An 11,943-nucleotide genomic window follows, 5' to 3' on the forward strand; every position below is an offset into this window, starting at 1 on the left:
CGGATCATGGGGCCAGCTTCGCCGTCCCGGGGACGACGGCGCCATAGTCGTTGATGACGGCATAGGAGACGCGCGTGAGCTCAGGACCCGTGGCCGATGAGACAGGGATGGTCAACGATCCACCCAGCATGACCATGCCACCCCCGAGAGGCACGGTCGGCGCGGTCGGTGCATCCGACGGACTCAGTCCGATAGCGTTGAACGACACGACATAAGGCGAAGGATTGGCAACGCGCAGCGACGCGGCGCCGTCGCTACGAACCAGCGACCAGACGAGCTTCGCGGGCGCCTGATCTACCGTCGACGACAGCCGTTCCGGTCGATGGAACAGCTTGAGTCGATGTCGAAAAGCGAATTGGAGAACGTTGGAACCCTCGGCCTTGTCCGCTTTCGGAGGAATCTCGAGGACGTTCAACCAATAGAGTTTTTCTTTGTCGACAGGCTTCACATCGCCCACATGAACGATACGCACGGCATGCCCGTGACCCGGGTCGATCCGGAAGACCGGCGGCGTGATGACAAAGGGGCCGCGCGCGGTCTGCGGCGACGAAGCTTCATCGCCGTCGTCGATCCACACCTGCACCAGCGCTGGCTCGTCCCCTTTATTCTGCAGGCGGACAGCGACGTCCCGGTGCGCGGCGGGAAAGACGACACGCGTAGCGCCGATGACGATTGCCGGTTTGGCCGGGCTCGTCATCAAAGCCATGACGACGCCCGCGGTCCACGCCATTTTCTTCAGCATGCTCGTTCCTTTTGCATGAGAGATACGACCGGACAGAGGGGCCGGTCGTCGTGATTCGCCACGCGGGATGCAGGTCAGTCGTAGACGACCTGAAACCCGACACGAGAATTCGCCGTGCCCTGCGTCGCACCGCCAAGGCTGTAGTAGCGCGCAAGCAATTCGATCGTTGCGCGGTGTCCCTCGATGACCACCGGCCTGGACTCGCCCGTAAACAAGTGAATCGGCGTTCCGTCACCGTTGGCGATTTCGATCTGAACGTTCTTCGCGGCATCGGCGGCGGCATCGATGTTCAGTCGACCCGCCGTGCGATCCATCGCGGGGCTCGATGGATCGAAACGGATCTTCGCTTTCAGTCCGTCGGCGCAATCGTCGTTGCCGCCCACGACGATCAGGAAGCCCTTGTCGCCCGCCACGTCTCCCGGTGCCGCCAGTTTTGCCACGGAGATGCCGTCAAGTCCGACGGATTTCTTGACGGCCCCGCCACCCGGCGCCTGTCCTTCGACGTTGCATGTGGTGGCGACGATACGACCGGTGATCTCGATGGAACCGTCGTTTGCCGCGAGTGCAGCGGACGACGAGACGGCGAGAGCCGACGCGATGAACACCGGGGAGAGAACTTTCTTATACATGGCGACGGCCTCTTCAGTGGGAAAGGACGCGCACCGGAAAACGTGCGGGACGGCGCGCACACGAAGTCTGGTCGAGGACCCGGAGGCGATCGATACGCAAATTCTGAAATGACGACTACAGATGCCGCGATACATGCAGGCACCCATGACGCGAGCGACGCGCTACGCCGACATCCGTGTCGGCGAGTCCTTCAACCCCGCCGCATTCAAGCCGCCGAGGCGACGCCGCCGGCAGCCATACGCCGCGTCCCGCGAACGACCAGCGGCAGCCACAGCAGGGTCATGGCGGCCGCGCAGCCAAATACACCGCGAAGGCCGAGGTGGCCCAGCGCGAGCCCGCCGACGGCACCACCGACAAAGGCGCCGAAGAATTGCGAGCTGGAATAAGCCCCCATCGCCGCGCCGCGGAGGTCGGCTGGCGCAAGACGGGAGACGAGACTCGGCAAAGCGGCCTCAAGCAGGTTGAAGGCGGCGAAGAACACGGTGGCGGCCGCACCGAGCACGATGACGTGCGTTTCGGCGAGCGCCATGCCCGCCAGCGCCAGCCCGAGCACGCAGACACATCCGACCACGACGTGCGACGCGCGCCGCATGTCCTTCATCCGGGGTAGCATTGCGCCCATGCCGAGCGCGGCGATCGTCATCACCGGCAGATACAGCATCCAGTGGTGCGCCACAGGAATACGCATGACGTCGGTAAGAAGAATGGGCAGGCCGACGAATGAGGCGGTCAGCAACGCGTGCAGAAAAAACACCGACCCATTCAGCACGAGCATGCGACGGTCGAGAAACATCGAGGCCAGCTCGCGCCACGACGCGGCGGCCGGGGCGCCATGATGGGTCGGCGTGGGCACGCGCCACCAGAGCATGGCGATAGCCGCGACCGCAAGCAGGGAGGTGAAACCGAACAGGCCGGGAAGACCCGCCACGGCTTCGAGCGGCGGCCCCAGAATGAGCGCCAGAAGAAACGAAACCCCGATCGATACGCCGATGATGCCCATGACCTTGCTTCGATGGGCCTCGCTCGTCAGATCCGCGGCCAGCGCGGTGCCAGCGCCAGCAACGGCACCCATACCCTGCAACGCACGTCCGGCGACGATGCCGGTCAGGGTGTGGGAAAACGCGGCGACCACTCCGCCCAGGGCGAAGACGAGCAACCCCAGCGTGATGACCGGCTTGCGACCGATCCGGTCGGACAGCAGTCCCAGGGGAATCTGCAAGCACATCTGGCCGATCCCGTAGACACCCAGGGCCAGGCCGATCAGCCAGGGCGTGGCATCCGGCATGGCTCGCGCGTAGACGGAAAATACGGGAAGGATGAGGAACAGCCCGAACAGACGCAGGCTGATCACCGCTGCCAGGGTCAGCGCGGTGCGCCGTTCCAGGGAACTGAGTTTGCTCACCAAGGGTTTCCGGGCGCGAGGCCGATCGATGTCATCGGAAGCGGATTATACGGACACCGGCCAAATCCACGGCGTAACCACGGGTGAGCCCCTATACTGTGGGCTGTTTTGCCGCACACGACCTGTAGAGATGGACTCCATAGCCGCCCGCCCGACCTCCCTCGACTTCGCTGGCGTCCGTACGCTCGCCGCCGCCGACATGAAAGAAGTCGATTCGCTGATCCGGCACCGGCTCTCGTCGGATGTCGTGCTGATCAATGCGATCGCCGATCACATCATCGCGGGTGGCGGCAAGCGGCTTCGTCCGATGCTGCACGTGCTCGCGGCTCGCGCGGCCGGTTATGACGGACAGGATCACGCCAAGCTGGCGGCCATCGTGGAGTTCATCCATACGTCGACACTGCTGCACGACGATGTGGTGGACGAGTCCGACATGCGTCGCGGCCGCAAGACGGCCAACGCACTATGGGGCAACGCGGCCAGCGTACTGGTGGGCGATTTTCTCTACTCGCGCTCCTTTCAGCTGATGGTCGAGCTCGACGATATGCGGATCATGCGCATCCTCGCCGACACGACCAACACGATTGCCGAAGGCGAAGTGCTGCAACTGCTCAACATCGGCAATGCGGACGTGGATGAAGCCGCCTATCTCGCCGTGATCGAGCGCAAGACGGCCGTTCTTTTCGCCGCGGCGACCGAACTGGGTGGCGTGCTGGGCGGGTTGCCAGATACGCAGGTCGCGGCGCTCCGTCGCTACGGTATGGAGCTGGGTTATGCCTTCCAGATCGCCGATGACCTGCTCGACTACGTGTCCGATGCGGAGACGCTGGGTAAAAACATCGGCGACGATCTTGCCGAAGGCAAGCCCACCCTCCCGCTGATCTACGCGATGCAGGTGGCCGACGAAGACCAGCTGAAATCCCTGCGGCATGTCATCGAGCATGGCGGACTGGATTCGCTCGACCTGATCATCGCGGCGATTCGCGACTCCGGAGCGATCGAGCGCACGCATGAGAAAGCCGTGGGGCACGCGACGGCAGCACGCGACGCGCTGTCGGCACTTCCCGCTTCGCCGTACCGTGACGCCCTCGCGGCGCTCGCCGATTACTCGGTCGAACGCCGCTTCTGAGGCGTTACTTCTTCGCCGCGAACGACTCGCTGAGCCACGCCCGCATGGCGGCGTAGGCGCGCTTGGCCACCTTGTCGTCATACCGGCAATTGCCGGTCGGCGTGGTGGCTTCCTTCTCGGTGAAGCAGTGCACGGCGCCACCGAAATCCGTGGAGGCCCAGTCGACCTTGCCATCGCGCATTTCGGCCTCGAACGCCGCGCGCTGCTCCGGAGGCACGTTGGCGTCATCCGCGCCATTGAGAGCCAGCACGTGAGCATGGATCTGCGCGCCGAGCTTCGGATCGTCTGTGGACAGCAGGCCGTGGAAGCTCACGACAGCGGCGACATCGGCGCCCGTGCGAGCCAGGTCGAGCACGGCCGATCCACCGAAACAGAAGCCGATGGCGGCCAGCCGTGACGGATCGATGGGCGCGTTCTTCTCCTGCGCCTTCAGTTCGTCCAGTGCGCGCACCACGCGCTGCCGCATGATCTTGCGATCGGCGTAAAGCGGCTTCACCGCCGCGCCGGCTTCCGCTTCGGACTTTGGACGCGTGTCGCCACCGTACATGTCGGTGAGCAGGATGACGTAGTCCTTGCCGGCGATGTCCTTAGCCTTGGCCACCGCCATATCGTTGACGCCATACCAGTTCGGCACCATGACCAGGCCCGGCCGTCTGGCGGTCACCGCATCGTCGTAGACCAGAAAGCTTTTATAGGTCACACCCTGGTCGGTCCACTGGACCGGTTTTGCCACCATCGCCGCGGAGGCGGCTCCCACGTGACCGAGGATCAGCAAGGACAAGGCAAGCAGTGAACGGCGCATCGGCGTGACTCCCTGGAAAGTGCCCAAGGATAGGCCTCGCGACGGGCGCGCCGCCAGACCGGTCAAAGTCCCGCGGCGTGCCTGGCGAGTTTACGTTTGAGCGGCACCAGTCCGTTCACGAGCCGGACGCCCAGGCCGCGCGCCGCGACCAGCGGCCCCGCCTGCCACGCATAGATACGCCCGAGCGCGTCGAACGACCACGCGTCCAGCCCGTCGGCGCTGTTGCGTCGTCTTGCGTAGCGGCGAAGCACATGCGGAGCCGCGATATCGCGGCCCGCGTCCCGTGCGGCGACCAGCGTGTCGCGCAACTCGGCCACATCGCGCAAGCCCAGGTTCACGCCCTGCCCGGCCAGGGGATGAACCGCATGGGCCGCATCGCCCAGCAACACCAGCCGCCCGGACGCGTAACGATCGGCCAGCTTCAGCCGCAAGGGAAATGCGGCGCGACGGCTGACGGAAAGCACGGGTCCGAGACGGAAGTCGCTGGCCACGCCGAGCGCATCCCGGAAAGCGTCGTCGTCCAGCGCCATGATGCGCGCGGCTTCCGGTTCGGGCAGGGTCCATACGATCGAACAGCGGCCATCGGCCAGCGGCAGGAACGCCAACGGCCCGGACGGGAGGAAACGCTGCCAGGCCGTACTTTCGTGCGGGCGCGCGGTCTGGACATGCGCCACGACGCCGCGCTGCGCGTAGTCGCGACCATGCGTACCGATGCCAACCATGGCACGCAACGGGGAATCCGCACCGTCGGCGGCCACGACGACGCGCGCCGAGATGAACTGACCGTCGGCGAGTTCCAGCTGGGCGCGATCGTCGCGTTCGCCATAACCCACGACCTGCGCGGGAACGATGCGACGAACACCCGCGTCGTCCAGCGCATCCCAGAGCATGGCTTGCACGAGATTGTTTTCGACGATGTAACCGAGTACATCGCGACCTTCGTCGGCGGCGTCGAAATCCACCGTGGCACCGTTCTCTGCGTCCCAGACCAGCATGCGCTCGTAGCCGCAGGCGCGTGCGTCGCGGATGGCGCCCCACACCCCGAGGCGGTCCAGCAGGACGACCGAAGACGGCGCAAGACCGACAACGCGCAGGTCGACTTCGTCCGATGCGTTCCAGGCGGCGGGCTCCCGTGCGTCGACGAGGGCCACCGAGAAGCCCGCCTTCGCCAGACTCAATGCGGCGGCGGCACCCACCATGCCGCCGCCGACCACGGCGACGTCCAGCGGACCGCCGCGACGACGGGAGGAGGTTGCGCTCCAGCTATCGCTCACGGGGTTTTCTCCCGGACCGCGAACGGTGCGTTGGCGCGAAAACCCATGCCTCGGCGGCTGAGGGCGTGGCGGAGGGGCGGCACGCGGTCGAGCGCCAGCATCGCCAGTGAGCGCAACGGGCCGAGAAACGGCTGGTCGAGGCACGCGAGGCGGACGAGGCCGTGGCTCATCGCCATCGTTCCCTCACGGTCGGTGGCGCGCCGCGCGGCGTATTCGGCGAGCAGCGACGGAGCGCCAGGATCGGTAGCGCCCGTTGCGAGCTCGGCAAGCGTCAGCGCATCGCGTAAACCAAGGTTGAAGCCCTGCGCGCCGATCGGATGCACCGTCTGGGCGGCATTGCCCACCAGCACGGCGCGGTTCGAGGTGAGCGCTTCGGCCGCGACGCGGCGAATCGGATACGGCGAACGTTTACCCGGTCGGGTCAACCGGCCAAGCCGCCAGCCGAAGCGCTCCTGCGCCAGGGCTGCAAACGCCTGATCGTCCATGGCGGCCACTTCGTCGACCCGGTCCGCGGCAACGGTCAGCACGACGCCGACCCGGCGGTCCGTCAGCGGCAGCACCGCGACGGGACCATCGTCGGTAAAGCGCTCGAAGGCGCGGCCACGCGGATCGCGCTCCGGCGTCATGGTGGTCACGAAGAGCGCCTGCGCGTAGTCGTGCTCGCGGGTTCCGATGCCGAGCTGGCGCCGGACTCCCGAGTGCGTGCCGTCGGCGCCGACCAGCAGCGACGTGTGCAGCGATCGCATGCCAGCGTCCGTGACCACGTCGACCGCCCAGCCCCGGTCATCCGCGTGGATGCCCTCGACCCGCGCGGGCGCCAGGCGGGTAAGGTGCTGGCATCGATCCAGGCGACGCAGGAGCGCCGCGCCCAGTTCACGGGCCGGAAGCGTCCAGCCCAGCGCGTCCACGCCTTCCTCGGACGCGTTCATGCGGACACTGCCGAAGTCGCCGGCGCGGCTCGTATGAATATGCGTGATGGGGGTGGCCCGGTCCTCGGCAAAATCCCACACGCCGATCGCCCGGAGGCCGTTGACGGTGGCTCTGGCCAGGGCAAGATTGCGCTCGTCGTAACTCGGCTGCTGCCCGACCGTCGGTGCGGCCGCCTCGATGAGGACGGCGGGCAGCCCGGCGGCATCAAGGGCAATGGCAAGACTGGCGCCGACCAGGCCGCCGCCGACGATCACGATAGGTTCGGGAGAGGGACTCATGGGCGGAATCATAACGCCGCCACGTGAATGCGCCGCCGTTGCGGCCGCCTGCCACAGTGACGACAGCCCTCGCTAGAATGCCCGGATGGGCAATCGACTTTCCAAGATCTACACCCGCACCGGCGACGACGGCAGCACCGGCCTCGGCGATGGCAGCCGTACCGGCAAGGACTCACTGCGGGTAGCCGCCTACGGCACCGTGGACGAACTCAACAGCGCACTGGGCGTCACGCTGGCATCCGAGAGCGTCGATGATGACGTTCGCGAGGCACTGGTCCAGATCCAGCACGAGCTCTTCGACCTGGGCGGTGAGCTGTGCATCCCCGGCATGGCCATGATCCAGGCCACGGACATCGACCGGCTCGAGGCCGTGCTGGACGGCTTCAACGCCGACCTGCCGGCGCTGAAGGACTTCATCCTGCCCGGCGGAGGGATGGCGGCGGCGACCTGCCACGTGGCCCGGACCGTCTGCCGGCGTGCCGAGCGCGAGGTGGTCGCCCTCGCCCGCGAAGAAGCCATCCGTCCCGAGGCACAGCGTTACCTGAACCGCCTGTCCGACCTGCTCTTCGTGCTGGCACGTGTCCTGGCGAGGCGCAGCGGGCACGGCGAAGTACTCTGGCAGCACGAACGCCGCCCGCGCGGCTGAGTCCGCGGTGTAAGCTCGCGGTGCCGGTGCGGCGATCCACGTCGCGCCTCCCGAGGGGTTCATGCTCATGGGTGACGTGCCATCGTGCCGCGGGGTTGGGGATTCTGCTAAGTTGGCGGCCTTTCGCAAACCGGATAAGACCGAGCCCGTGACGTCACGCATGAGCATCCTGCCTAAACGCCGCCTGCTGGCGACCGCTGTCGCCCTGATCGTCTCGGCCCCCGCCTGGCAAGCGCAGGCGCAGAGTGCGCCGGTCCAGGGTGAAACCCGGGCCGTCGTCGCGCCGGTCACCACGGCCGCTACCGCCGCGCCCGTCCCGGCGGAAACCTGTCCGCTCGGTTCCTTCATCTGCCCGCCGCGTCCCATCAGCTACGCGCTGTGCCGGCCGAACGCGATGCTCGATTTCTACGAGCCCGGCATAACGAAGGACAGCTCGCTGCGCGACACCGCCGTGACCGACGTCCATTCGGGCATCGACGACGGCAACACCAGCGGCGTCAAGGTCGAGAGCCCGGAACCGGACCAGTACCACATGACCGGCGGCGTGCGCCTCGAGCGCGCCGATCAGGTGCTGCGCGCCAACGACGTCACGTACAACGCCGACTCGACGGCCTACGATGCCAAGGGCAACGTGAAGTACCAGGAGGCTGGCATGCTGGTCTCCGCCGACCGCATGACGGGCACCACCACGCCGAACGACGGCGACGCGTACAACGTCCGTTACCAGCTGCTGCAGTCGCGCGGCAACGGCGTGGCCGATCACGCAAAGATTCTCGACCCGCAGCACGGCCGCTTCCACATGGCGTCCTATTCCACCTGCGACGTGGGCGCCCGCATGTGGGAGTTCCGCGCCAAGACGATCAATCTCAACAAGGAAACCGGCGTCGGCGAGGCACGCAGCGCGACCATGCGCTTCAAGAACGTGCCGTTCATGTACCTGCCGTACTTCACCTTCCCGCTGGACGACCGCCGGAAGAGCGGCTTCCTTTACCCGACGTTCGGTTCGTCGAGCCGCTCGGGCCTGTTCCTGAACACGCCCTACTACTGGAACATCGCACCGAACTACGATGCGACGATCACGCCGGGCTACTACAGCGACCGCGGCTTCATGCTGGGCACCGAGTTCCGCTATCTGCTCCCGCGCTCGAATGGCACGTTCGACATCCAGTACATGGCCCACGACAAGGGTCCGGATCAGGACGAGAGCGGCACCAGCGACCGCGACGGTTCGAAGCAGCGCTACCTCGTCAAGATCGTGAACTCGACCAATCTGGGCGACGGGTTCAATCTGGGCGTCAACATCAACCGTGCGTCGGATAACCAGTATTTCCGCGACTTCAGCAATGACCTGTACCAGTCGGCGGTCGGCATCCTGAGTTCGAGCGCCTATGTATCCAAGGGCGGCAAATACTGGAGCGCGTCCATCGGCGCGGACGACTACCAGAACGTGGACGCCGGGCTGCCCAACTACGTGGTGCCCTATCGCCGCTGGCCGCGCGCGACGTTCAACATGCAGGCGCCGATCAACAACTGGCTCGACGCGGGCGTCGACACGGAAGCGGTGGCGTTCCGGAAGCCCGACCGCTCGCCCTTCGACCCGAACAATGCCGCTCAGCTCGGTCAGGTCGACGGCAATCGCCTGGATCTCGCACCTTACCTGGCGGCCGATTTCTCGGGCGCATCCTGGTTCGTCCGCCCCCGCGTGGAATACCGCTATACCGATTACCGGCTGGATTCGGACTACTCGTACTACCACTACGCCAAACAGGACCCGTCCCGCTCGGTACCGATCTCCAGCGTCGACGCCGGCCTGATCTTCGACCGCCAGACGAATCTGTTCGGCAGCAGCTACACCCAGACGCTCGAGCCGCGCCTTTACTATCTGTACGTGCCGTACCGGAACCAGAACAACCTGCCGACCTTCGACACGAACGCCATGTCGTTCGACTTCTGGCAGCTGTTCACCACGAACCGGTTTTCCGGCGCCGACCGCCAGATGGATGCGAACAATCTGACCGCAGCGCTCACGACGCGCCTTCTCGACGAGACAGGCGTCGAGCGCCTGTCGGCCAGTCTCGGCCAGATCAAGTACTTCAATGGTCAGAAAGTGCAGATGCCGAACGTCGCTCCGACCGACTTCAGTCGTTCGGATTACGTCGCCCAGCTCGCGATCCAGTTCAACGACAAGTGGCGCCTGAACAGCTCGTACCAGTGGAACCCGAACAAGCAGCCGAGCACCTACCTCAACGACCAGGGCGCCATCTACGATTCGGGACGTAATACCGACCTCGCCACCATCGGTATCCAGCGCCGCATCGCCGGCGACGGCATCGTCAACTTCTCGTACCGCTACCGCCGTGGCGTGATGGAACAATTCGACACATCCGCGGTCTTTCCTGTGTCCGAACGTTGGCGGGCCCTGGCCCGCTGGGTCTTCGCCCGCCGCGACGTCCTGCCGGTCACGCTGGATAACGGTGCAAGCTTTACCACGTTCACGTACTCCCACCGCACCCTCGAAGCCGCGGTGGGCGTCGAGTACGACAGCTGCTGCGTCGCCTTCCGCGTGCTCGGCCGCCACTACGTACACGACTACCTCCGTGAGACGGACAACGCGGTCATGTTTGAGGTGGAATTCAAGGGCTTGGGCTCGCTCAACCCGCAATCGGGCGCCTACCTGCGCCGTGCTATCCTTGGCTATCAATAAGTGGGGCAAGCGCCCCGGGCTCCCTATTCGATGAAGCAGATCCTTTCGTACTCCCTGCTCGCTGCCTCCCTTCTGGCGGCGATGCCCTCGGCCCATGCCCAGTTGATGCCGTCGGCCCAGCCGACCGTCGCGGGCGCGACCGCCGGCAACGGTTCCCTCGACCGCATCGTCGCCGTCGTGGAGGAAGACGTCATCCTGCAGAGCGAGCTGGACGAGGCGATCAACGCCATCGTCCGCCAGTACGCGTCGAATCCGGGCCAGTTGCCGCCGAAGGACGTCCTCGCCCGCCAGGTGCTCGACCGCCTCGTGCTGATGAAGCTCCAGGTCCAGCGCGCCAACGACCAGAACATCCATGTGTCCGACCAGGACATCGATCAGGCCGCCGGCAACGTCGCCCAGCAGAACAAGATGAGCCTCGACCAGCTGCGTGGCGCGGTGGAGCAGGACGGCTACAGCTATGCGGCGTTCCGCCAGCAGCTGTCCGACCAGATCATCGCCCAGAAGCTCCACGAAAGCGTCGTTCGCGACCAGGTCACGGTGACCGACGCCGAGGTCAACAACCTCCTGGCGAGCCCGAGCTACAAGGCGGGTGAAGTCCACCTCGCCCACATCGCGATCAGCACGCCGGCCAACGGCGGCGCCAGCGATATCGCCGCGGCGCAGGCGAAGGCCGACGAGGCCATGAAGGCGATCAAGGGCGGCATGGACTTCAACGCCGCCGCCATCCGCTTCTCCGACGCCCCCGATGCACTCGACGGCGGCGACCTCGGCTGGCGCCGGCTCGACGAAGTGCCGCCGGCTTTCGCCGATGCGGTCGGCGGCCTCAAGCCGGGTGAGACCACCGGCGCACTTCGCGGCCCCACCGGCTTCCACATCCTGAAGCTGGTCGACACGCGCGCTCCGGGCCGACAGATCGTCACCGAGTACCACGCCCGCCAGATCCTCATCAAGCCCTCCGAAATCGTGACCCCGGAGCAGGCGGAGAAAAAGGCGCAGGACCTCTACACCCGCATCGTCGACAAGAAAGAAGACTTCTCCAAGCTCGCCAAGGATGAGTCCAAGGACAACACCACGGCGAACAACGGCGGCGACATGGGCTGGTTCGCCAAGGACGCCTGGGGTCAGGCCATCGCCACCCAGATCGAACAGCTGAAGGACAACGAGGTCTCGCACCCCATCCAGACCGATGCAGGCTGGATCGTCCTGCAGCGCCTGGGCACCCGCCAGAGCGATCTCACCGATCAGCTGCAGCGTGATCAGGCCCGCCAGGCCATCGGCAACCGCAAGGCCGACGAGGCCTACGAGAACTACCTGCGCGAGCTGCGCTCCACGTCGTTCGTCGACATCCGCGTCCCCGAACTGAAGGACCCGGACGACAAGCAGGCGTCGGCCTCCACGCCGTAAGC

General features: G+C 65.9%; 10 protein-coding genes. 4 read left to right on the forward strand and 6 right to left on the reverse strand.

The features are described from left to right. Nucleotides 1-4: 4 nt before the first annotated feature. From FA85_RS06670 to FA85_RS06680, 3 genes are all read right to left on the reverse strand, one after another. Nucleotides 5-742 carry a fimbria/pilus periplasmic chaperone gene (locus FA85_RS06670; RefSeq protein ID WP_051943321.1) on the reverse strand — a complete coding sequence of 246 codons (738 nt, stop codon included), beginning with the start codon at nucleotides 740-742 and terminating at the stop codon, nucleotides 5-7. A gap of 74 nt (nucleotides 743-816) precedes the next feature. Beyond that, nucleotides 817-1,371, reverse strand: coding sequence for a fimbrial protein (locus FA85_RS06675; protein WP_036110507.1), 555 nt, complete (start codon nucleotides 1,369-1,371; stop codon nucleotides 817-819). Between the two features lie 206 nt (nucleotides 1,372-1,577). Continuing rightward, nucleotides 1,578-2,774 (reverse strand): MFS transporter, encoded by a 1,197-nt coding sequence (locus tag FA85_RS06680; protein ID WP_036110506.1) that lies wholly within the window; start codon nucleotides 2,772-2,774, stop codon nucleotides 1,578-1,580. A 130-nt stretch (nucleotides 2,775-2,904) separates the two neighbouring features. On the opposite strand from FA85_RS06680, the gene FA85_RS06685 reads away from it, so the two are divergent. Further along, entirely contained in the window at nucleotides 2,905-3,903 is a 999-nt protein-coding gene (locus FA85_RS06685) for a polyprenyl synthetase family protein (RefSeq protein WP_036110505.1), read from the forward strand. A 4-nt stretch (nucleotides 3,904-3,907) separates the two neighbouring features. Here FA85_RS06685 and FA85_RS06690 read toward each other — a convergent pair whose 3' ends face one another. From FA85_RS06690 to ubiH, 3 genes are all read right to left on the reverse strand, one after another. Continuing rightward, the gene (locus FA85_RS06690; RefSeq protein ID WP_036110504.1) at nucleotides 3,908-4,705 is read right to left on the reverse strand and encodes a dienelactone hydrolase family protein; all 798 of its coding nucleotides are present in this window, start codon (nucleotides 4,703-4,705) and stop codon (nucleotides 3,908-3,910) included. 62 nt (nucleotides 4,706-4,767) lie between these two features. Then, nucleotides 4,768-5,979: a UbiH/UbiF/VisC/COQ6 family ubiquinone biosynthesis hydroxylase gene (locus tag FA85_RS06695; protein ID WP_036110503.1), complete on the reverse strand. Its 1,212-nt coding sequence runs from the start codon at nucleotides 5,977-5,979 to the stop codon at nucleotides 4,768-4,770. Next, nucleotides 5,976-7,187: a 2-octaprenyl-6-methoxyphenyl hydroxylase gene (gene ubiH, locus FA85_RS06700; RefSeq protein ID WP_239739760.1), complete on the reverse strand. Its 1,212-nt coding sequence runs from the start codon at nucleotides 7,185-7,187 to the stop codon at nucleotides 5,976-5,978. Before ubiH ends, FA85_RS06695 begins: the two co-directional genes overlap by 4 nt. Before the next feature lie 85 nt (nucleotides 7,188-7,272). On the opposite strand from ubiH, the gene FA85_RS06705 reads away from it, so the two are divergent. The 3 genes from FA85_RS06705 to FA85_RS06715 all read left to right on the forward strand — a co-directional run bounded on the left by FA85_RS06705 (nucleotide 7,273) and on the right by FA85_RS06715 (nucleotide 11,941). After that, the gene (locus tag FA85_RS06705; RefSeq protein ID WP_036110500.1) at nucleotides 7,273-7,833 is read left to right on the forward strand and encodes a cob(I)yrinic acid a,c-diamide adenosyltransferase; all 561 of its coding nucleotides are present in this window, start codon (nucleotides 7,273-7,275) and stop codon (nucleotides 7,831-7,833) included. A gap of 160 nt (nucleotides 7,834-7,993) precedes the next feature. Continuing rightward, nucleotides 7,994-10,537 (forward strand): LPS-assembly protein LptD, encoded by a 2,544-nt coding sequence (locus tag FA85_RS06710; protein WP_081907364.1) that lies wholly within the window; start codon nucleotides 7,994-7,996, stop codon nucleotides 10,535-10,537. A 30-nt stretch (nucleotides 10,538-10,567) separates the two neighbouring features. Next, nucleotides 10,568-11,941 (forward strand): peptidylprolyl isomerase, encoded by a 1,374-nt coding sequence (locus FA85_RS06715; protein ID WP_036110498.1) that lies wholly within the window; start codon nucleotides 10,568-10,570, stop codon nucleotides 11,939-11,941. The last annotated feature ends 2 nt before the right edge of the window (nucleotides 11,942-11,943 follow it).

It is taken from the genome of Luteibacter mycovicinus (assembly GCF_000745235.1).
Lineage (GTDB): Bacteria > Pseudomonadota > Gammaproteobacteria > Xanthomonadales > Rhodanobacteraceae > Luteibacter > Luteibacter mycovicinus.

Excerpts from the sequence above, each read along its gene's own strand:
- ubiH (WP_239739760.1), bottom strand. The coding sequence starts at position 7,187 with ATGAGTCCCTCTCCCGAACCTATCGTGATCGTCGGCGGCGGCCTGGTC.
- FA85_RS06690 (WP_036110504.1), bottom strand. The coding sequence starts at position 4,705 with ATGCGCCGTTCACTGCTTGCCTTGTCCTTGCTGATCCTCGGTCACGTG.
- FA85_RS06715 (WP_036110498.1), top strand. The coding sequence starts at position 10,568 with ATGAAGCAGATCCTTTCGTACTCCCTGCTCGCTGCCTCCCTTCTGGCG.
- FA85_RS06710 (WP_081907364.1), top strand. The coding sequence starts at position 7,994 with ATGAGCATCCTGCCTAAACGCCGCCTGCTGGCGACCGCTGTCGCCCTG.
- FA85_RS06675 (WP_036110507.1), bottom strand. The coding sequence starts at position 1,371 with ATGTATAAGAAAGTTCTCTCCCCGGTGTTCATCGCGTCGGCTCTCGCC.
- FA85_RS06685 (WP_036110505.1), top strand. The coding sequence starts at position 2,905 with ATGGACTCCATAGCCGCCCGCCCGACCTCCCTCGACTTCGCTGGCGTC.
- FA85_RS06705 (WP_036110500.1), top strand. The coding sequence starts at position 7,273 with ATGGGCAATCGACTTTCCAAGATCTACACCCGCACCGGCGACGACGGC.
- FA85_RS06670 (WP_051943321.1), bottom strand. The coding sequence starts at position 742 with ATGCTGAAGAAAATGGCGTGGACCGCGGGCGTCGTCATGGCTTTGATG.